Origin of the sequence: Cytobacillus firmus (assembly GCF_023715565.1) — a bacterium.
Classification (GTDB): Bacteria; Bacillota; Bacilli; order Bacillales; family Cytobacillaceae; genus Cytobacillus; species Cytobacillus firmus_C.
This window is the reverse complement of the sequence record NZ_JAMBOJ010000014.1, coordinates 35,342-57,738: the sequence shown is the minus strand read 5'-3', so window position 1 is coordinate 57,738 and position 22,397 is coordinate 35,342. Positions and strand designations below refer to the sequence as shown.

19 protein-coding genes are annotated in these 22,397 nt (G+C 39.9%); all 19 read right to left on the bottom strand.

The genetic code is table 11. From position 1 onward, the window contains the following. Nucleotides 1–15 precede the first annotated feature (15 nt). The 19 genes from M3205_RS07690 to M3205_RS07600 all read right to left on the bottom strand — a co-directional run bounded on the left by M3205_RS07690 (nucleotide 16) and on the right by M3205_RS07600 (nucleotide 22,379). Nucleotides 16–1,701, bottom strand: coding sequence for a glycoside hydrolase family 13 protein (locus M3205_RS07690; RefSeq protein ID WP_251169379.1), 1,686 nt, complete (start codon nucleotides 1,699–1,701; stop codon nucleotides 16–18). A gap of 34 nt (nucleotides 1,702–1,735) precedes the next feature. Then, entirely contained in the window at nucleotides 1,736–2,557 is an 822-nt protein-coding gene (locus M3205_RS07685) for a carbohydrate ABC transporter permease (protein ID WP_251169378.1), read from the bottom strand. Next, nucleotides 2,557–3,420: a carbohydrate ABC transporter permease gene (locus tag M3205_RS07680; protein WP_035330521.1), complete on the bottom strand. Its 864-nt coding sequence runs from the start codon at nucleotides 3,418–3,420 to the stop codon at nucleotides 2,557–2,559. The genes M3205_RS07685 and M3205_RS07680 overlap by 1 nt, the downstream gene beginning before the upstream one ends. Nucleotides 3,421–3,478: 58 nt before the next feature. Further along, a complete protein-coding gene (locus M3205_RS07675; RefSeq protein ID WP_251169377.1) occupies nucleotides 3,479–4,711 on the bottom strand; it encodes an ABC transporter substrate-binding protein in 1,233 nt (410 codons plus the stop codon). A 72-nt stretch (nucleotides 4,712–4,783) separates the two neighbouring features. Then, entirely contained in the window at nucleotides 4,784–5,794 is a 1,011-nt protein-coding gene (locus M3205_RS07670) for a LacI family DNA-binding transcriptional regulator (RefSeq protein WP_251169376.1), read from the bottom strand. 176 nt (nucleotides 5,795–5,970) lie between these two features. Next, a complete protein-coding gene (locus M3205_RS07665) occupies nucleotides 5,971–6,795 on the bottom strand; it encodes a uroporphyrinogen-III synthase (protein ID WP_251169375.1) in 825 nt (274 codons plus the stop codon). Between the two features lie 175 nt (nucleotides 6,796–6,970). Beyond that, nucleotides 6,971–8,974 carry a lipoteichoic acid synthase gene (gene ltaS, locus M3205_RS07660; RefSeq protein ID WP_251169374.1) on the bottom strand — a complete coding sequence of 668 codons (2,004 nt, stop codon included), beginning with the start codon at nucleotides 8,972–8,974 and terminating at the stop codon, nucleotides 6,971–6,973. 916 nt (nucleotides 8,975–9,890) lie between these two features. Then, nucleotides 9,891–10,565 carry a lysozyme family protein gene (locus M3205_RS07655; protein ID WP_251169373.1) on the bottom strand — a complete coding sequence of 225 codons (675 nt, stop codon included), beginning with the start codon at nucleotides 10,563–10,565 and terminating at the stop codon, nucleotides 9,891–9,893. Nucleotides 10,566–10,682: 117 nt separating this feature from the next. Further along, entirely contained in the window at nucleotides 10,683–11,576 is an 894-nt protein-coding gene (locus tag M3205_RS07650) for an NAD(P)-dependent oxidoreductase (RefSeq protein ID WP_251169372.1), read from the bottom strand. Continuing rightward, a complete protein-coding gene (locus M3205_RS07645) occupies nucleotides 11,573–12,334 on the bottom strand; it encodes a TIM barrel protein (protein WP_251169371.1) in 762 nt (253 codons plus the stop codon). The genes M3205_RS07650 and M3205_RS07645 overlap by 4 nt, the downstream gene beginning before the upstream one ends. A gap of 590 nt (nucleotides 12,335–12,924) precedes the next feature. Next, complete coding sequence (locus M3205_RS07640; RefSeq protein ID WP_251169370.1) at nucleotides 12,925–14,535, bottom strand: glycoside hydrolase family 43 protein; 1,611 nt, start codon at nucleotides 14,533–14,535, stop codon at nucleotides 12,925–12,927. A 57-nt stretch (nucleotides 14,536–14,592) separates the two neighbouring features. Next, nucleotides 14,593–15,222, bottom strand: a complete 630-nt coding sequence (locus tag M3205_RS07635; protein ID WP_251169407.1) for a YesL family protein — start codon at nucleotides 15,220–15,222, stop codon at nucleotides 14,593–14,595. A gap of 35 nt (nucleotides 15,223–15,257) precedes the next feature. Continuing rightward, entirely contained in the window at nucleotides 15,258–16,157 is a 900-nt protein-coding gene (locus tag M3205_RS07630) for a carbohydrate ABC transporter permease (protein WP_251169369.1), read from the bottom strand. 17 nt (nucleotides 16,158–16,174) lie between these two features. Continuing rightward, nucleotides 16,175–17,050 (bottom strand): carbohydrate ABC transporter permease, encoded by an 876-nt coding sequence (locus M3205_RS07625; RefSeq protein ID WP_251169368.1) that lies wholly within the window; start codon nucleotides 17,048–17,050, stop codon nucleotides 16,175–16,177. Between the two features lie 70 nt (nucleotides 17,051–17,120). Continuing rightward, nucleotides 17,121–18,434: an extracellular solute-binding protein gene (locus tag M3205_RS07620; RefSeq protein WP_251169367.1), complete on the bottom strand. Its 1,314-nt coding sequence runs from the start codon at nucleotides 18,432–18,434 to the stop codon at nucleotides 17,121–17,123. A 100-nt stretch (nucleotides 18,435–18,534) separates the two neighbouring features. Further along, nucleotides 18,535–19,326 (bottom strand): response regulator transcription factor, encoded by a 792-nt coding sequence (locus M3205_RS07615; protein ID WP_251169406.1) that lies wholly within the window; start codon nucleotides 19,324–19,326, stop codon nucleotides 18,535–18,537. Continuing rightward, the gene (locus M3205_RS07610; RefSeq protein ID WP_251169366.1) at nucleotides 19,295–21,079 is read right to left on the bottom strand and encodes a cache domain-containing sensor histidine kinase; all 1,785 of its coding nucleotides are present in this window, start codon (nucleotides 21,077–21,079) and stop codon (nucleotides 19,295–19,297) included. Before M3205_RS07610 ends, M3205_RS07615 begins: the two co-directional genes overlap by 32 nt. A gap of 180 nt (nucleotides 21,080–21,259) precedes the next feature. Then, nucleotides 21,260–21,736 (bottom strand): RidA family protein, encoded by a 477-nt coding sequence (locus M3205_RS07605; protein ID WP_251169365.1) that lies wholly within the window; start codon nucleotides 21,734–21,736, stop codon nucleotides 21,260–21,262. Nucleotides 21,737–22,028: 292 nt separating this feature from the next. Continuing rightward, nucleotides 22,029–22,379, bottom strand: coding sequence for a 2Fe-2S iron-sulfur cluster-binding protein (locus tag M3205_RS07600; RefSeq protein ID WP_251169364.1), 351 nt, complete (start codon nucleotides 22,377–22,379; stop codon nucleotides 22,029–22,031). Nucleotides 22,380–22,397: the final 18 nt, after the last annotated feature.

Genomic DNA, 22,397 nt, shown 5'->3' with positions numbered 1-22,397 from the left:
AAACAGGCCCTGTCATTATTTTTTCAAACGATACACTCTAGCTTCAAATGGCTTGAGTGTCAGGTTATCTATTTCTTCATTTTCATCTGCAGCCAGGTTTGATATTAAAAGTTCTTTAGACGAGTAAAGGATATGTCCCGGCAGCTTAAAGTCCGGTGTTTCATCACTGAAGTTGCAGATCACTAGCAGCCGGTCATCACTCAGAGTCCGTGTAAAAGCAAAGATCTGCTCATCCTCTTCCATTATTAAATCGAATGTTCCATATACAATCACTTCATTTTGCTTTCTAAGCTGAATGAGCTTTTTGTAAAAATGGAAAATAGAGTCCTCGTCTTTTAAAACTGCTTCGGCATTAATCTTCTCATAATTCTTGTTCACATTGATCCAAGGGTTTCCGTCTGTAAATCCTGCATTCGGGCTGGCATCCCACTGAACAGGCGTTCTCGCATTATCCCTGCTTCTCTCATGAATGCCTTTAAAGATTTCTTCATGTGTTAAGGAATCAGGTGTAAGATCACGGTAGGCATTCAATGTTTCGATATCACGGTAATCATTGATATCATCGAATTTAACATTTGTCATGCCGATTTCCTCGCCCTGATAAATATAAGGTGTTCCCTGCATCATATGAAGGCAAGCGGCTATCATCTTGCCAGAAGTAACACGGTATTCTTCTGAATCATTACCCCATCTGGAGATGGCGCGGGGCTGGTCATGGTTGCTCCAGTACAAACTATTCCAGCCATCTTCTTCAAGGCCTTTCTGCCACTTGTTAAAGATCTTTTTCAAATCAGTTAACTTCCAGGGGCGGGGATCCCATTTGCCGTATTGTCCATCTCCAAGGCCCACATGTTCAAAATGGAAAACCATATTTAATTCATTCCTGTCCCGTCCGGTGTAGAGTTTGCCTTCATCCACTGTTACACCAGGCATCTCTCCAACCGTAATGGTATCATAGGTACTAAGGGCTTCTTTGTTCATTTCCTGCAGAAACTCATGAATTTTTGGACCGTTCATATAATACTTGCTGCCGTCCCCATATTTATGGCTTTCGCGAATCTCTCCCTGTGGATAGCTGATATCCTTCGAAATGAAATTGATGACATCCATGCGGAATCCATCAATGCCTTTATCAAGCCAGAAGCGCATCATTTCAAACACTTCATTTCGCAAAACAGGATTTTCCCAGTTTAAGTCAGGCTGCTTTTTGCTGAACAGATGCAGGTAATATTCGCCGGTTTGTTCATCAAATTCCCATACACTTCCGCCAAACGCTGCTCCCCAGTTTGTAGGTGGCTCGCCATTGTCCGTCTTTTTCCAGATATAATAATCTCGATATGGATTATCTTTAGATTTTCGCGATTCCTGGAACCATTGGTGTTCATCGCTTGAATGGTTGACAACAAGGTCCATCATAATTTTGATGCCGTATTCATGGGCTTTTGCCAGCATGCCGTCAAAGTCTTTCATAGTTCCAAATTCATCCATGATATTACGGTAATCTGAGATGTCATAGCCATTATCATCATTAGGCGACTTGTAAACGGGGGATAGCCAGATGACATCGATCCCCAATTCAGCTAAGTATGGGATTTTCTCAGTAATTCCATTGATATCGCCAATCCCGTCCCCATTTGAATCATTGAAGCTTCTTGGGTAGATTTGATAAATAACGCTTTCTTTCCACCATGTTTTGTTCAATTTAAACAACTCCGATCAAAGAATAATTTCATCTTTATTTTATTGAGCCCTTCATTACACCGCTTATGATCCATTTTTGAGCAAAGATGTACACAATTATCATTGGCGCAAGAGCCATTAAATAAGAGGCAAATGCAAGATTATAATCTGTGCTGAATTGGCCTTGGAAAATGTACTGCACCAGAGGAAGTGTAGCCATTTCCCTGTCGCTGAGCAGGACAAGCGGAAGCATGAAGTCATTCCATGCCCCAAGGCTTGTAATGATGGCTACTGTTGCATTCATTGGTGCCAGAAGCGGGAAAATGACTTTCCAGAACACACCCCATGTGGTTGCACCGTCCATAATAGCTGCCTCTTCCAGCTCAACTGGAATGGCACGAATGTAGCCAATATAGATAAATACATTAAAAGAAAGGTTGAAAACGATATACAAAATGATTAAGCCAATCAGGTTATCCATTCCCCATGCACTGGTCTGTTTGACAAGCGGGAGCATGATGATTGGAAAAGGAATAAACATCGCGCTTAAAAAATAGAAGTATAGGAACTTATAAAACTTCTTATGAAGGTTTCTGGCGATGGCATAAGATACAAGCGAGTTCGTTAACACAGTAAAAATGACCACAAATATTGTAACGAATGCACTGTTTTTAAACGCATTAAAGAAATTAGTCATTTCGATAGCCTTAGCAAAGTTGTCAAATGACCACGATTTAGGAAGAGCAAGTAAATTCCCTGCCATTTCAGGCGGTGTTTTAAACGCAATGGTAATGGTTAAATACAGTGGAAAAAGAATGAGCAATGAACCTAAGATTAATAGAGTGGTCACAAGCCAGCTCGTTTTTTTGCCATTCATTAGTTTTCCACCTCTCTTTTATTTAAGAATTTCAGCTGAATAACAGAAAAGACGATGATGACGATGAAGTATATGACTGCATTGGCTGATTGATAGGCAAACTCTCCGCCTTCAAATCCTCCTCTGTAAATTAGCAGGGAAATGGATTCGGTTGACTTTCCCGGACCTCCTCCAGTCAAGGCAACAATTTGATCAAAGACCATAAGGAAGTTTTTCAATGAGAGAACCATATTAATGGTGAAAAATGGCGCGATGAGCGGAAACGTAATTTTCCAAAACTTTGTCCAGACACCGGCTCCGTCAATGCTTGCTGCTTCATATAAATCCTCTGAAATTGTCACAAGCCCTGCAAGATACAATATGGTATTAAATGACACAGCCTGCCAAACGGCTACAATGACAATCCCGATCCATGCAAGATCAGGGTTTCCAAGAATATTACGGGTCAGAAATTCCCATCCGAATGCATCACCGATCTGCGGCAGGAAATGAGCAAAAATAAAATTAAAGATAAAGCCAACAATCAAGATACTCAAAATGTAAGGCAAAAAGTAGATGGCCCGAAGCGTTTTATGAAACTTTATCTTGGAATTAAGCCCGATAGCCACAAGAAGGCTTATGATATTGACCAAAATGGTCGCAACAATAGCAAATTTAAAAGTAAATAAGTAGGCATCCCCTGCCCGTTCATCTTTAAAAACGTTAAGGTAGTTTTTTAACCCAACAAAGTTCCAATCTCCATACCCCTTCCAATCAGTGAAACTGTAAAAAATCCCCTGCAAAGCGGGAAAACTGTGGAAAATGAAGAAAAGAAGGAAAGCGGGTATGGTAATGATGAGAAACACACTGTTTTTCTTTTTCATTGTGACAACTCCTTTTTAGAAAGCCAGAAAATCTATGAGATTTCCTGGCTCAATGCCATTAGCGGTTTTGGACTTTATCCCACTCGCTGTCCATTTTCTTCAGGAATTTTTCTTTATCTTTCTTGATCAGGAATTCTTGAACAAGGTTTTCGGCACCCATGCCTGCAGGGTAATAGTGATCAGGGAAACTTGTGATGGTACCATTTTCAAAGTTAGCCTTAATTCCTTCAAACACCGGATTTTCCTGATACACTCCTTCAATGGCTGAGAAAGCTTTCTGCTCGTCAATATATTTTTTAGCCGTGTCTTTATTCATCATAAATTCTGCAAATTTCATCGCTTCTTCTTTATGCTTAGAGTCTTTGCTGACTGCTAATAGAACATCTACACCAGAGACAAGTTTGTTTTGTGCAGGATCGTTTGTTACAGGCATTGGGAATACTCCAAGTTCCATGTCAGGGTTTGCTTTAAGAATTTCAGGGATTGCCCAGTTGCCCTGCAGGTAGAAAACAGATTTTCCAGCTGCAAATGCATTGTTTCCATCTCCGTATGCGACACCCATATTGTCCTTGTGGCCGTACTGAACTAATGTATCCATCTTGTCAGCAACTTCATCATATTTATCTGCGAAAGATGTGTCCCCGGCGTTTTTCTTTTCTGCAAAATCTTCACCCGCTACATTAGCGCCAAGTGAGTTCCAAGCAATCATGCCTGTCCATGCATCTTTTAATGTAAAATAAATTGGTGTGTCACCGGCAGCTTTTACCTTTTCCAGGCTTGCAATGAATTCATCCCAGGTAGCTGGGACTTCAAGTCCATGTTCTTCAAACTTTGTTTTGTTGTAAATTACGGCATTAGCATTTGTAGCGTACGGAAGACCGAAAGTACCTTCAGTTTCAGGTCCGACCAGACGATTGATCATTTCAATATAAGCTGGCTGAACTGGTTTAGCTAAATCAGTCCCCGAAAAATCCTCAAGAACACCTGCACGGCCGAGCTCGCCGTATGTAGCATTACCAGCGATAGACATGATGTCAGGCAAATCGTTTTTGGTCAAACGTGTTTTCAAAACTGTTTCTGCTTCCGGCGGTGCATCCAATTTGATTTTAATATCCGGGTTTTTCGCTTCAAATTCTTTAATCAATTCTTTGTACGTTTCGATGCTTTCTGATTTATTAGAGAACAGCTCAAGAGTTGTTTTTCCGTCATCTGCTCCATCAGATGAACACCCTGCCAATAAAGAAGCTCCTAAAGTTAATGCCATTACACCTGCTGTCACTTTTTTTATCATGGTAAATCCCCCTATTTTATTTTATAGTTAAATTACGTAAACGTTTACGTAATTTAACTAAGAAAAAGAGAGTTATTTTTTTCTCTCTTTCACACTCATTCTTTCAATGATTTTATGTGGCATTATCCGGCTTTCCGGAGTTTCGCCTGTTTCTAAAATGGAAAAAAGCATTTCTGCTGCAGCTTCGCCCATTTTTACGAGAGGCTGCTCTACTGTTGTCAACGGCGGAATGGACATTTCAGCGAGATTCAAGTTATCATACCCTATAACAGAAATTTCATCTGGGACCTTTATTCCAATCTGATAAGCTGCTGAAAGGGCACCTATGGCCATTTCATCACTCGCTGCAAATATTGCTGTTGCATCCGGAAACTGTTTGATAAGTCTTTTCAAGCCTTCAACACCATCAGGAAATGTGAATCCGCGGCTGAAAACAATATTTTCAGTCCCAAACGGTATATTATGATCGGTCAAAGCTTTCTTAAATCCATCAATCCTTGGAATCCCCGCGATGATATCATCCTTGTTCCCGCTTATCATCCCAATTCTGGTATGACCCTTGTCGATTAAATGCTTAGCTGCTGCATATGCTGCATGAAAATCGTTAACTTTTACAAAAGGCACAGGATACGCATAGGACTCTGTTGAAAGCAGAATCATCGGCATGCGGGTTTTGGTTACAAATTGATAATATTCATCCTTTAAAATTTCACTGGCGAAAATGATTCCATCTACCCTTTTTTCAATAAGAAGCTGGAGATACTTCATCGTTTTTTCGCCATTTGACTCGGTATGGCAGACAATCACACTGGAACCGTTATCATTTGCGGCCTTTTCAATGCCATCCAGCAGATCGGTAACCAATGAGCTCGACAGCTTTGGGAAAAGCACCCCAATTGTATGGGTTCTCTTATTAATTAATCCCCTTGCTACTGCATTTGGCTGATAGCCCAGTTCTTCAATCACTTTAAGAACCTTGTATTTTGTTTTTTCCGAATAACCTCCCTGGCCATTTAAAATCCTGGAGACTGTTGCAATAGAGACATTTGCCTTTTTGGCAACGTCTTTGATGGTATAGGACATATCCCACCTGCTTTAAGTTGCTGTATTATTTTTGTAACGAAAACGTTTACGCTGTAATATTATCATGATATGAAAGCCTTTTCAATATTTTTGTTGAATTTTTAAAATTTGTATATACATCTACACATTAAAAAAGAGCCTATAAAGGCTCCATTATAAATGCTGTACTTTATGAGTTATACATCAGTCCTAATATCTTCTTCCGCATAGAAACGGGCTAATTCAATTACCGCACTCCCAATCCTTTCTACTTCCGGAAAAATGACTCTTGCAATCCCTTCTTCATGTAAAGCTTGAGCAGTTACTTTCCCAACCGATAGCGCCACAACCCGATCTGAAAAACAAGTTTTCAATTCATCCTCTGCATTATTTTGCCTGGCAAAGCTGAACAAGTTCCGTACTTGTGGAGTACTTGTGAAAAATACGGAATCGAGCTTTCCGTCAAGAAGTTCAGACAACAATAGATTCATCACCTTCTTTTCAGGAGGAATATGGATATATGGAAGAATTTCTTCATACTCTGCATGGTTATTTTCCAGCCATTGTTTAAGGTGCGGTGCCGGATCTCCGTGAAGCTGCAGAGCTACCTTCATACCATCCAGAGAATGTGCTGAGAGCTCTCGAAGTAATCCTGCCATGCTGCCATCATCATCCCTAACTTCAGGTGTGATATTAAGCTTTTTCAGCGTATGGGCAGTTTTGTATCCCCTTGATGCAATCCTTGCTTTTTGCAGGCTGCTGATCAGGGCATCACTTCTATTCATTTCAAGGGCAGTTTGATAAATGGTTTCAACACCGATCCCAGTCGTAAAAATAATCCAATCGAAGCTGCACTCAGTCAGCATTTCTACATGGTCCTGAAGTTTTTCATCTTTAAGAAGTGCTGTTCCCTGAGCGGGCCTGCTGACAGCAATTCCTCCCTGATTCTCCATCAATTTACTGATATCTTCTATTTTCCGCGAGCCTAAAATTGCAACTTTTTTGCCGGCAAGCTTTTTCATTTTTACTCCCCCTCGGTATGTATATCTATATGAATCATTATAAAACATGCATTACATTAAAACATTGGTTATGCACTTTATTAAAGTATATTTAATTTTGTTCAGAAGGGGCGTTTATCTAGGATAAAAGAACTAATAAAAAAACTGCCTGCAGAATCTCGCAGGCAGTTTAAATTTATTTATCAGCTGGTTCAGTTTCAGACGCTTCTTCAGTTTCTTCGTTCTTTTTAATTATCCCATTGTTTTCTGCTTTGTAATCATATTTTGAACGATTCACTGGTTCGAAGTTTTCAGGTTTATAAAAGCGGAGAAGATCTCCGTTTACCACTTTATCAGATAGCGCCAATTTCTGCTCAGCACTTTCTTGGAGTTTTTTCGCTTCTTCAAAACGGCTTTCATCCAGCAATTCACCTGTTGTTGAGTCATAGTACTTTCCGTCAACTGATGAAATAGTTGGACTCATGAAGTCTCCGTTACGGAACGGTACAAGGTCATCATGATTTTCTGAAAATAAGTCTGTACCAAATTGCAGATACTGTTTAGTATCAATACCTAACAAGTGCATTAATGTTGGCATCAGATCAATCTGACCGCCAAATTCATGATTTACTCCGCCTTCCATGCCAGGTACGCGAATGAATAGTGGAACACGCTGCAGACCGGCACTTTCGAACGGTGTAATTTCCTTGCCAAGCACTTTTTCCATTGCTTTATTATGATTTTTAGAGATTCCATAATGGTCACCATACATGACAATTACTGAGTTCTCATACAGGCCGGAAGCCTTCAGCTGTTCAAAAAACTGTTTAAGCGCTTCGTCAGCATAACGTGCTGTCTGGAAGTAATTATCAACTGATTTGTCCCCAGTAGTATGTGGCGCAATTGTCGCCTTTTCCTGATCCATATGATATGGATAGTGATGAGACACAGTAATGAATTTAGAATAGAACGGCTGCTTCAGCGATTCCAGGTACGGCATGGACTGTTCAAAGAACGGCTTATCCATTAGACCGTAGTCAGCCATGCTTTCAGGTTTCAAATCAAAATAATCTGCATCAAAAAAGTTATCATATCCAAATGATTTATAAATTTCGTTACGGTTCCAGAAGCTGCCGGAGTTACCATGGAAGACTGCAGAAGTATATCCTTTATCCTTCAGAATTGCCGGCGCTGCATTGTAGGTATTCATACCTTTTGTTGTAAAAGCGGAACCCTGTGGCAGCCCATATAGGGAGTTCTCAAGGATAAACTCAGCATCAGCTGTTTTCCCTTGTGCAGTCTGATGAAAGAAGTTATCAAAATACGTTGTATTTTCTTCTTCTATCAGCGAGTTTAGGAATGGTGTTACTTCTTCACCATGCAATTCATAATTCATTAAGAATGTCTGAATGGATTCAAGGTGAAGGTAGATTACATTCATGCCTTCTGCTTTTCCAAAATACTTCGGATTCGGATCAGCATAATTCGATTTCGTAAAGTTGATGACTTCGGTTGTATCACTGCTATCCGCCATAACTCTTTGTGCGGATGCCTTCGTGCTTTGCACTGCATCATAAATTGTATAATTGTACATACCTAAATATTTTACAATATAGTTACGGTCAAAACCTCTTGTCAAAAGCTCAGGGCGGTCTGTTTCAGCAATGCCCAGATTTGCAAAGGAAATAGCAAGCGACGCATAGATTAAGGCTGCTGATCTGCGGCGCGTCAAATCCTTTGTTTCGATTTTAACGGCTTTAAAAATAAGCAAGCAGACAAGCACGATGAAATCAAGGAAGAACAAGAAATCAGTTGGCTGCAATAGTGAGCTGATGCTTCCGCTGACATCACCGAAATTCTGTGTCTGCGTCAATGTCGGCAGTGTAATAAAATCATTAAAGAAACGGTAGTACACTGCATTTGCAAACAGCAGGAATGACAGGAAGAAATACATAACCATCAAAGCGATATATTTTCTTCTGCCTTTAAAAAAGAATGCAACTCCTAAAAACAGCAATGAAGACCCCAGCGGGTTAATGAATAAAAGAAACTGCTGCAAGGCGCTTTCAATGCCTAAATTAAATTGTGTCATTTGAGTAATATACGTTTTCATCCAAAGCAGAAATACTGCTAAAAAGAAAAAGCCAATATATTTATTCAATATATCCTGACTTTTATGAAGTAAAGTATTCAAAATCATACACCTGCCTTCTAGCACATTATTGTAACATATTTCGCTAGTTATTTAAAATTTCAAGTTGGCAATCAGCCTAAATATTAGTTTATCTGATAAATATTAATAATCTATGAACAGGCAAAAAAGTGCTGCACAAGAATATAACTATACTCGCATTTGAAAAAATGTCAAGCATGTCCAGATAAACCGCTCAGTAATAACGATATTAATGGGCATGTGTCCTTTTTACAGCTAATAGTGTGACTATTGCCCATTTAAATTGCTGCACGTCTATATAGACGATTGAAATGCTATTTGGTTTCACTTTTTCTGCAAAAATTTATGAATCTATATTTTTCCAGGAAGGAAAAAAATCATACAACAGCCAATATATATGAAGATTAATATTTAAATATACATATTGGCGGAATCTTTCGTGGACAAGAAACAGTTATTGTATGATTAAGCGGAAATACTATACTTGCCGGGACTAGCTCTTCTATATACGGATTGATTATTCTCCAGATGAAAAAGAGTACATGAAGACGACTGTAATCTCAGCCCGTTCAGGATATGAAATAAAGTAATGCAGGACATCTCCTCCTGACTGCTATTAATGAAAAATTTCAAGTTTACCCTAAGAACAATTCCTCCTGCAGAATATTTTTAAACCACTTCAATAAAAAAAATTCATTGTTTAATGGACATAAGATTATTAAGGTATTTTTAGGGTTAGAAATATGTGCTCATAATTCTTATAATTCTTATAAGGATAAAATTTATTTTATTTCCGTTTAATCTAATGAAGATTATATTTTTGATTTGAAAGCTCAATGCTTCGAATTAGCAGGTATGAATCCCCAAGCACAACAGCAGAACAAACAAAAACCGCACTTCATTAATGAGTGCGGTTTTTGTTTACCATATTATTATGTTTAAATTACCATACTGATTTAATTTCTTTGGATCTATCTGAGTTACTTGCTGTAAGAGTCTCTATATTTTTTGTCACCTTTGTAGTGTAAGTAAAATCACCATAGCAATATGGGTAGCGGAAATTATTCGTGTCGCCTCCGCAGTCATAAACTTCCGGATTCTTTTCAGCCTGTTTGAGGGAAAATTCCTTTGCGATTTCTTCACTGTGTTTTCCGCCCTGTTCAGCAACAAAGTCAATATACCCTATTCCCATATTGTAAGCCTGGATAACAGCAGGAAAATCTACATTTTTTTGATTTCCATAGGTTAATGCTTTTTGAAAATGTTTAACACCTTGTTTAATACTCTCTTCGGGATCCTGAATGGTGTTAGGCGGGAGTCCTGCAGATTCAGATGCCTGCATAGGGTCTCCTCCCTTCCCTTTGCTTTCCTGCTGCATGATCGCTGCCAGCACAAGGGTGTATTCTTCGAGATTTACCTCTTTCAATTCCTTTTCAAGTTTAGGAGTATAATTCTGGACGTCTCTGGATACAGTATTTGGCAGTAATGAAACTGCAGTTTCCTTTATATTTAGCTGTTTAAATTGGTCAAATAAAACGAAAGCCAAAACTATAAAAAATAACAGTAAGGCAATATTTGAACTGCGTTTTGTACGCTTTTTACTTTTTTTGCGCTTCATCACTGATCTCCCGGTTTCTCTATTATAATTTCAGATTTTTATTATAGCAGAAAATACTGATATTTTAATAGGAATTGCTCCTTTAGAGAGACTGGAAGATGTTTATTGGTATGTTTATTATTGCTTGCTTTTCACAATAATTCCTGCCTCTTCCTCCAGCGGCTTTATGACCGCTGACATATCCTGGTCCCAGAGTCCCTTCTCTCCTGCAATTTGAAAGGCTTTTTCAGCCATCTGCCCGGTATACTGATTGAGACCGGCATCCTGCATGAGCTGATTGGCGAGCCGGACATCCTTGTGGACATATTTCACTGCCCCTCCTGGTTTGAAAAGACGTCCAAATACGTATTGTTCCATATGCCTGCGAAGGATCCTACTGTCGCCATAACTTGCCTTCAGTACTTTCAAAAGCTGTTCAGAGTCCAGTCCGTAAGCAGCTCCGGTGACCATTACCTCTGAGGCAGCAAGGGAGTGAACTGCAACAAGATACTGATTTATCAGCTTAGCAATGCTTCCTGACCCTGAAGGTCCGAGAAATTCAATGGTTTGACCGAGCACATTGAGTAACGGCTTAACTTTCTGAAAGGCTGTATTCTCTCCGCCGGCCATAATCGTTAGAGTCCCGCTTTCAGCTCCTTCAGGACCGCCGCTGACAGGGCAGTCAAGATAGCTGATTCCCCTTGCACCCGCCACCTCAAAAATCGTTTTACTTGTGTCTGCTCCGACTGAAGTAAAGTCAATGCAAATCGTTGCGGGACGGGCATTTTCTATAATCCCCTCTTTGCCCATATATACGTTCGTGACATCCTGAGGCATGGAAAGACATGTGCATACAATATCACATTGACTGGAAAGTTCACTGATTGTTTCCGCATAGATCCCTCCACTTTCAATAAGCGGCAGCGCTTTTTGGAATGTCCGGTTATGTACTGTCACTTTATAGCCATGGCCTAATAGCCGCTTGGCCATTCTGGACCCCATTATGCCTGTCCCTATAAACCCAATATTCATAACGCCACCTCTTTCAGCCAGGCAAAGCTTTCAGCGCTCCTGCCTTGCGGAACATATTCCATTCCAATTCTTCCTTTATAATATTTCTGTAAATAGCAAAAGATTTCTTTATAGTCCATTTCACCAGTCCCCGGCTCATGTCTGCCTGGGCAGTCAGCAAACTGCACATGTGCAACCAGTCCAGCATAAGTTTGGAAAATAGAAAGAGATTGGCCATGTATTCTTTCAATATGGTAAAAATCAAATTGCAGCTTCACATTCGGTAACCCTACCTGATGGATAATGTCTGAGGCCTTCCGGATATCATTTAAGAAATACCCAGGCATATCGAATGTGTTGATAGGCTCAATTAGTAAGGTCATACCATGCTTTGACATTTCAGTGCCCGCGTATAGGAGATTTTTCTTTAATACTTCCAGACTGCTATCAGGATGCTTACTCGCCATACAATGTATCTTCTTGACACCCAGGCTATTTGCATAAACTATTCCCATTTCGACTGATTTTCTAAACTCTTCTATTCTATTCGGGTCTGCTGCCAGTCCACGATCCCCTTTCTCCCAATGACCTGGCGGCAGGTTAATTAATTCCATCGATAACTGATTTTGATTAAGCTCTTTTTTTATTTCTTCTATTGTATATGTATAGGGAAACTGACACTCCACATAATCAAAACCGGCTTCCTTAGCTTTTTTGAAGCGCTCTAAAAAAGAAACCTCTGTAAAAACGGTTGAAAGATTAATAGAGAATTTATCCATAGCTGCCTCCTGTAATATTTGCTGTCAATCCAATGGTCTTACTATAGGGATTGTTATTTTCAATATTGAATTCAGCTTAATGTTTGAGATTTATTTTCGGTTGGATAATCGCGGTGCTAATATGTGAGCACCGCCTTGCTTGGTAATGGTATTGCAGTTTCTAATACTTGCTTTATTTAATTGACCATGAGCTTCCGAATTGCTTGCTTAAATAATTCTTTTGTCCATTAATTCGTTAAAAGTGAGAAGAATCCTTTTTCTAAATGGCTGTTTTCGCAAAGTTTGTTGCTATTTATATTATATTTACGGAGTTGCTTGGAGCGGAAGGTGCGAGATCCTCGAAAATGCATTCGCATTTTCTTCGTGCGGTGTTTACTCAAGGTAGCCTATTCAACGTCCTACGGGAGTAGTGGGACAGAGGTGAGACCCCACAGACGCGCAGCGTCGAGGAGGCTCACCACCCGCCCCGTGGTTCGCTGAGCATCCTCTCGCTTCAATCAACGGACAACATTAATAAGCGAAAAACAACAATTTATACGAAAAGAGCCTTCTAAATAGAAAAAACTGCTCAATTCCTGAGCAGCTTCCTATTAAGATTCATCCCTGTATACAAAATAATCAAAATCTGCAAATTGATTTTGGCCGGACGTATCCTGACATTGCATGCCGACAAATGCCCCCGTAAAAAAACCGCCGCCACTAATATAATCATCCGATAATTTATGAGATTGGAAAGGAACAGCCAATTCATTCCAATTCTGACCATCATATGAATAAGAATATTTATATTCATGGATACGGACATTCACACGAAGGTAAATATATTTAACTTCTTCAGGGATTTCTATCTCACTCCCTTTTAAGGGCTGGGAAAAAGTAAAATTATCGCACGAAACCAATTCAAGAATTCTGCCTTTATCTTCATTCCAGCTGACCTGGCAGGAAGTCCAGTTCTCAGTATTATAATAATTGACGAGACCAGCAGACTGCTGGAAGGTTTCAGGCTGAAATGCCATTTTTGTTTCAGCTGTGAATGAAAAGTGCTGCCATCTTCTTGCAATGAAAGCTTGTGTAAACTTAGATGTTAAGCTTTCTTTCCCATATAAACGCAGATGGCCTGGGTTATCGGTTAATGAAACTATTTGTTCCCCAAGAGGAATTCTTAAATTCTGGAAATGCAAATTTAGGATTTTGCTATCAAAATCATCTTTCTCCGGGCAGTCTTTTCCCCACTTTATTTCCTTAATATTTGGACCTTCTACTTCAAGTGAAGGTTCATTCCCTCCAGCCACATAAGGCCAGTCATTCTTCCATTCCAGCCTTTGAATGGCCGTCTCCCTTCCTAGCGGACAGTAGCCGCGAGGATCCAGCAAGGGCTGTCCGCCTCTTGGCAAGGGGCGTCCAGTAAGGTGGACAAGGAACCATTCACCTGTATGAGTTTTTACCATTGAGGCGTGTCCAGCCTTCTGAAGTGGATTTCTCGGTGCTGCGAATGATGAAATGAGCGGGTTTTCAGGGTGCACCTCATACGGCCCGATTATATTCTTGGATCTCGCAATGGTAGCCTGATGATCATATTTAGTTCCGCCTTCAGCAGTCAGCAAATAGTAATAGCCATTGACCTTATACAGATGGGGAGCTTCTGTCAATTTTATATCAGTGCCCTTAAAGATGACCTCAGGTTTCCCTGTAAGCTTTTGCCGCTCTGCGTCATATTCCTGCAAGGCGATTCCGTAAAAATTGTGATGGCCTGCGCGGTGGTCCCACACCATGTTGACCAGATATTTTTTTCCATCCTCATCATGGAATAATGAGGGGTCAAACCCTGAGCTATTTAAATACACGGGATCAGACCATTCCCCTTCAACGGTTTCACATACTGTTAAATAATTATGGCAATCCTTCCACTGGCCGTCCACCACTTTTACATCAGTGTAAATAAGCCAGAACTGGCCATTATGATAGGATAAAGCAGGTGCCCAAACTCCTCCTGAATCCGGATTCCCTGTCATATTCAGCTGGCTTAACCGGTTTAGCGGCCTTGCAGCAAGACGCCAATTCTTCAAATCCTTAGAATGATAGATTCCAACCCCTGGAAACCATTCAAAAGTAGAAACAGCAATATAATAATCTTCTCCCACCCGGCAAATACTTGGATCAGGATTAAATCCTGATAAAATTGGATTGCGAATAAGTGCCATAAAAAACCACACCTTTCTTTTTAGTTGTCACTTTTGTGGGCCACTATAGCCCGAAGGTCAGATTGGTTCAGGCTTTCGGTGAATATCCCTCTCTTCAATTCTTTTGAAATTGTACATTCCTCCAAACATCAATATCCATGAGACTGATACTGCGCTAAAGAAGGGAATAAACGCAGGACTATACAGGAATAGAATGATAATCGATCCAGCAGAGGCCGTTAATATTAAGGACATATGCAGTTTCAGGATTCCAAGTAAGCATGAATTTTTTATATATTCAGTTACCCCCAAATCGTAATGTACATATAACGGAAAAATATGCATCAAAGTACAGAAATAAAGAACAGAAATTATCAGCAGTGGTACGAAAAATACCATCTGGATGCTCCCTTCTAAGCCTTTTACAAAATGCCAGTCCAAGAGAATGATTCCCGTCCATATGTTTAGCATGAAACCTAGCAAATTAGATTTAATGAATTCTCTTTTATAGGTCGAAAGAAAAGTATTCCATAATGGGACATCTGTCTCTTTCATCTGCCACTTGCGGACAATGGTGAAGAGCGAGACAGTTGCAGGCATGAAGCCAAAAACGACTAATCCAGCCACAGTAAATAAAAGCCAGAGCAAGTTAACATAAGCAAGCTTCATAATCCATTCACAAATCGAAAATAGCTTGTTCAGCGTCATATGCACAATATTCACCTCCTCAAGTACCGCATTCCTTAGCCTTTAACCGAGCCAGATGCTATCCCCTCTACGATACGATTGCTTAATATGAGAAAGGCAATCAATATTGGCAGGATGCTGATGACCAGTGTGGCACCGATTGCTCCCCAATCCGTCGTATACTGGCCAATGAAATTCTGGATTCCAACCGTGAGTGTCTTAAAGTTATCCGAACTGATAAATGTATTAACAAAAACAAATTCATTCCAATTGTAGATCATATTAATAATCGCTGCTGTTGCCATAACCGGCATAGTCATTGGCAGTGTTATTTTGAAGAAAATATGATGAATAGATGCACCATCCATCACAGCCGCTTCCTCTACCTCCCTTGGCAGCGCTTCATAGAAACCCAGAAGAATCATAATGGTAATCGGAAGGTTAAAGGCAGTATAAGTTAATATAATGGATAGCGGATTATCAATCAGATTAATTTTTGTAAAGGTATTGAATAAAGGAATTAGTGTTGAATGGACAGGTATCATTAATCCAACCATGAACAGCCCAAGAACAAGCCTGCTTCCTCTCCATTGCATGCGCGTTATGGCAAAAGTAACCATACTGGCCAGGATGACAGTCAGGACAACCGCTGTAATGGTATATGTAACACTGTTGATAAAATATAAACTGATGTTTCCTTCAGTCCAAACCTTTGCGTAATTTTCCCACTTAGGGCTTTGAGGTAAAGAAAAGGGAGACGTATTGAAAACTTCCTGATTGTTTTTCAGCGAAAATAGAAAGAGCCAAATAATCGGGAATATCTGAAATACCGCAACAATAATGAGAAATATATACATAATGATGTACGCTGTACGGTTAAGAATCGATTTCTGTACAGGCCTTTGGTTCGGTATTACACTTATGCCTGTTGTGCTACCAGCTTTAACTGTTTCCATCCTTTTTCCCCCTTCCATTAGTAAATATCTTTATTGGCAGCTGTCAGTCTTCGGATAATATAGGTGACCACAAGACATATCACCAGCAGGAAAAACCCAATGGCACTGGCGTATCCAAAGTCAAACCCCTTAAACGCTTTTTGGTACATATAAGAAGCCATTACTTCACTTGCTCCATTTGGCCCCCCGCCAGTCATGACGTATATCAGGTCAAAGTATTTCAGGGATCCTACAACTGCAAGAACAATGGTTACTTTGATGACATTCATAACTAAAGGGATTTTAATCTTAAGAGCAATCTGCCAGGAAGACGCCCCATCAATTCTTGCCGCTTCGACAAGAGACTCGGGAATATTCTTTAATGCTGCGTAATAGATCAGAATATAAAAACCAGCGTACTGCCAGATAATCGGAATAATAATCGCATAGAGTGCAAGATTCGCATCCGCTAGCCATGCTGGAGGATCTTCAATGCCTATAGCCATTAAAACGGTATTCAGCATGCCGTTTGATGGATGGTAAATCTTCATCCAAAGCTGTGCAATGGCGACTGATGCCAGCAGCATTGGAATCAGATAAATTTTCCTCAATAAATCTGCTCCTTTGATTTTTCCGGCAAGTATAATGGAAATAAATAAGTAACCACTTAAACTCAGCGCCGAGAACAGGGCTAGCAAAAAGGAGTGCAAAGCACTTTTCCAGAAAAGCGGATCTTTCATCAATACTGTATAATTCTTTAAACCAATGAAACTCATTTCACCAATGCCATTCCATTTCATCAGACCGTAGTATCCGGTTTGCAGAATGGGAACATATATTAATGCGAGAATCAGAAAAAGGGCAGGCGTGATATACAATGCTATAATTTTTTTATTGGAAAGCACATTATTCATTATGTTTCAGCTCCTTCCTGTCAGAATGAGAAAGGATATACCATAAAACTGATATATCCTCTCAGGGATTTTAATTTCCTTCTTCAGCTTTAAGAGCCTCTTCATGCTGTTTAGCATAATCAGCCGGCTTTACCTCGTTGCCAAACAATGATTGGATAAGGTTTAAATGGGTTTCTGCCACTGCCGCACTCATTTGAACATCAGCAAATAAAGTTAGGCTGCTGGCTTTATTTAATTCGTTTAGGACATCGATATACAAGTCTGGAAGATCCACTTTTCCGGTGTCAACCTTCGTGGCAGGAATGACGCCTGCTTTTTCAACAGATTGCTCTCCCCACTTCTCAACAAAGAACTTAACAAATTCTTTTGATTCATCTTTAACCTTTGAATTCTCTGCAACGAATAAGCCTACTCCAGGTCCGCCTACCCAGCTGTCGATATTTCCTTTGCCGCCTTCAACGGTAGGGAATTTAAAGAACCCAACATTTTCCCTGAACTCCTGAGGGATTTCTTCATTAGTTGTAAAGTTAGGGAGCTCCCATGTTCCCATCAGATACATTGCCGCATTTCCATTCAGGAACTCAGCCTTGCCTTCGTCATTTGATAGGCCATTATAGCCTTTATTAAACGCGTTCATTTTCACAAGGTTTTGAACTTCTTCAGCAGCCGATACCAGTGCGGGGTCTTCAAATGAACCGGAACGGTCAATGGCTTTATTAAGAACTTCTGCCCCGCCAATTCGGTCTGCCAGGTACATGTACCATAAAGATCCTGTCCAGCGGTCTTTATTTCCTAGAGCAATCGGTGCCACCCCATTGTCTGCCAGTGTCTTGACAGCATTTTCAAACTCGCGGTATGTTTGGGGTATATCCAGATTGTATTTCTCAAAAATTTCTTTATTGTAGTAAATTGGTGCGATGTTCAGCTCAAGAGGCAAACCATATGTTTTCCCTTCGAGAGCGTAGGCTTCTGTTGTCCCACTGACAAAAGAATCCTTCAAGCCATCATTTAATACATCATCCAGCTCGGCAAACAGGTTACCCTTAACAAATGGAGTCATGTATCCAGCTGCCCATGTAAACCCTACATCCGGCAATTCATTAGAAGATGAAAGTACCTTTATTTTATTTTTGTACTGTTCATTTTCCAGAACTTCAACTTCAATTTTCACATCATCATGCTCAGCTTCATACTGTTCAATAATATCTGTTACAATCTGGTTCTGCTGTTTGGAGCTTCCTGCCGGCCATAAGTGCATGAACTTTATGGTTTTTTTGGAACCATTTTCACCACTGGCCATATCAGTGCTTCCGCTGCACGCCGTAAGTACTGCTGCGGCAAGCAGCACTGCAATAAGTAAAAATGAATGCGCTTTCTTTAACATTTCCCAACCTCCTATTAATTGATTATTCCAACAATTACAATGATATCATCACTAAAAAATCGCGGTAAGGTAACCGCGATTGGGAAAAATTCCACTTTTTTTAGATTGGCGTTTCATCTAGTTCAGCCAGTTTTCGGTATTTGCTTGGGGTTACACCTTCTGACTCTTTAAAAAGCTTAATAAAGTACTTGGATGTTTGATAGCCAGCTCGCCGGCCCACTTCATCTACAGTAAAATCTGTTGTTAAGAGCAGCTTTTTCGCTAATTGAAGTCTCTTTCTTGTCAAATATTCACTAAACGTAATACTGGTCTGCTCCTTAAACATTGCACTAAAATAACTGGCATTCAAATGTACTGCATCAGCCACTTCTTTGAGAGATATTTGTTCTGATAGATTTTCATTCACATAAGCAATGGCTTGTTTGACAGATGAGTTCACATACTCTTTTTTTGCTTCCACCTCTAACAGACCCTTGTCAGCGATCTTTTCCAAATAATCTGCCTTGGCCATATGCGCTTCCGTTTCAAGGGCCTCTTCAATTGCTATGATAAGGCTTTTCTTCCGCAAAGGTTTAACCAGATAGTTGAGCACCCCAAGCCGAATAGCTTCCTGTGCATACTCAAAATCAGGGTAGCCTGATATAATCAGGACAGCAGGCTTGCATCCTTGGTTTCTCAGTTTTTTTAAAAGTGCCAACCCTGTCATTTCCGGCATGCATATATCTGTAATAAGCAGGTTCACTTTGGTCCTCTTGAATACCGCTAAAGCTTCGTATCCGTCAGATGCGCCGATAATCTCATATCTCCCTGCTGACCATGCTTCCAATGTCTTTTTCAGCCCTTGTCTAGTTGTCTCCTCATCATCCACTATTAAGATAATCTTTGTATCCATCATTACTTCCCTCCCCCGCAGGTATTTCGAAGACAACTTTGGTCCCTGAACCAAATTCACTTTCCAGGTGAAGACCGGCAAGGGAATTGGATTTATAATAAAGACTGAGCCTTTTATTAACATTTGTCAGCGCCATCCCAATCCCTTTAAATGAAGATACATTCTCCTTTTTTATCTCTTCATTTAGCTGATGAAGCTCAGCCTGATCAATTCCTGGCCCGTTATCCTGCACCGTAATCTTAACAGTGTCCGGTTTAGCCGACTCTTCTATATAGATTAGGACAGTACCTTGTATTCTTTTATTTTCAATTCCATGCTGTATAGCATTTTCAACTAATGGCTGGATAATTAATTTGGGTATTTTCACTCCCAGGAGCTTGTGTGGTGCAGTTATTTCCCATAATAATCTATCGCCAAGGCGCATTTTCATCAGCCTCATATACCGTTCGATATGATCCAGTTCATCATGTATAGTAACCCATTCACTGGAGGTGCGGTTTCCGATTGTATATCGAAAAAGTTCCGACATAGAAATGACAATCTCAGCCAGTTCCTCCTCCTCTTTCTCTTCAAGTGACCAGTACAATGCATTTAAAGTATTATAGAGAAAATGAGGATCAATCTGAGCCTGCAGAGCCTTCAGCTCAGTTCTTGACCGAAGCAGCTCTTTTTCATATACTACCTGAATTAAATGGTTGGTTCTTTTGACCATTTTATTGTAGGTATTATTTAATTCAATAAATTCTAGTGAGGAATTACTTTCAGGGTTCAGTTTTAATTCATCCATTTTGGCATTCTTCATTGTATTAGTCAGTTTCTTAATCGGTCTTGTGATCATAGTGGCGAGAACTATGGAGGAAATGACAAACACCAAGAACCCAATGGTAACTGCCAGAAAGATTACAGCACGAACTTTCGAAACGCCTTGCAGCAGAAAACTCATCGGCTTAAGAATGACAAAAGTCCAGCCTGTCACAGCTGACTTTTCAGTAACAGCCATATATTCCTTATCATGAATGATAATAGGCTGTTCTTTTTGCTGAATAATACTTTTTATATCGAGTCCATAATCATTCGTAATAGGCGTTAAGTCTTGGTCTAGCAACATCATATAATCATTCTGTCCGTTATCCTCAATATTGCCCTGCATCTGAAAATAACTGTTGGAAATACGCACTATAAGATAACCGCCATTCGTGAACCAGCGATCCATCAGACTGACTCTTCGTATGGCAGCAGAATAGTCGCTATTTCCGGCAGCTTTCCCTGTCCAGACAAGCCTCCCCTTTTCTTTGTCAGCAACTTTTACCCATTTTGAATCGATGACATTAAAAATATTCTTGCCATCGAAAGGATAGATCCTTTTGCCTTCTGCATTATAAAGTTCAATTGATGATATTCCATCAGAGTAGGCATATGTATTATTTATGATTTTTATCAGGGATTCCAATTTCCCGTAATCCATGCTATCCCCTTCAAGCATCTCCAGCAGCATTTTCTGAACAGAACTATTGGTCATAAGCTGATTAGTCAATGTGTCAATTTGTTTATACATTGTTTCCATCCTGCCGTTGGCTTCTTTTGCGGTTTGCTGAACCTGCCGTTCTGCATTTTGCCTGAAAAAGCTGCCTAACTGGTCATATACAACGAGTGAAACAAAAGCCAGTACAAACAGCATAACGCTTAAAAACACGGCTAGAATCTGGTTTCGGAGTGTATTATATTTTTTTACATAAGATAAAAAGCTCTTCATATGAATCCCCTATTCTCGGCTACTCTAATATATTTATTTAAATATAGCAGATTTAGTGGTGTAAGGAATGAAAACCCTTACAATATTTATTGGAAGTCTTTTAGGTTTGAAGACATAATAGCATTTTATTAAAAGAGCATAGAAAAACTGCTCAATATTTGAGCAGCCCTTGTTTGGAAGTTATTCGATTTCTACAACCATTTCAATCTCTACAGGGGCTCCTCCTGGAAGAGAGGCCAGTCCCACTGCTTTACGTGCGTGACCATTTTCCTTGCCGAAAATATCATGCAGCAGTTCTGATGCTGCATTTATGACAATTGGGTGATATTTAAAGTCACTTGTTGAGGCAACATATCCATCCATTTTGATGATTCTTTTCACTTTATTTAAATCTCCAATTATTCCTTTAAGGGCTGCCAGCAAATTCAGCGTACAAATTCGTGCCGCATCCTTTGCTTCATCGATAGATATGCCTGCCCCGACAATTCCGGTATATTTTTGGTTACCATTGACTCTGGGTGTTTGCCCGGATAAATAGACAATCTTTCCTGAAATAACGCCCGGTTCAAAAGGCATTCTGATATCAGTCAAAACAGGGAGCTTAATATTCAGCTCTTCCAGTCTTTCTTCAATTCCCTTTTTTACCCCTTCCATCATTAAGCCTCCTGGGAAACACTTTGTTTTAATGAAGAATAAAGTTGTTTTGTGAATTTAAATGAGCGGTGAGTATAATAGACTTTGGCGAAAGCATAATTTTCACAAAGTGAGCATTTGATTTCATATGGAGCTTTTCGAATATGAGGTGTTTTTAATATTTGCATGGCTTCTTTTAAATGAGTGCTGCAAACCCACATAATTTCACCTTCTTCTATAATATTGGGAATTTATCTTGCATTCTGTAACGGGCTGAATTTGAATTCCTCCATTACAGAATGCAGGCTAGGGAGTCTCATTTCCCTGTAGATACGGCTTGCTTCAATTTATCAGGCTTTCTCTTTTTTACCTGATCTGTCACTTTATCATCCCAGGAAAGGGTAACATCTCCGTTTGTTACAAAAGTCTGACATCCTAAACGGTAGCCTTTTTCCAGCCACTCTTCACCTAATTTTCTTCTTTCCTGGATTTTCACGTTGTCTAGGTATTCGGACCCTTCTTCCGTTTTAAAAACACATGTGCCACAAATTCCGCCTCCGCAGCGATTTGGCAGATCACCATCATAACGGAGAGACATTCTTAATATATTAGAATTCTCAGGCACTTCCAGAGTTTTGCTGCTGTTGACAAAATGGATGTTTGGCATGAAATGAATTCCTCCCTG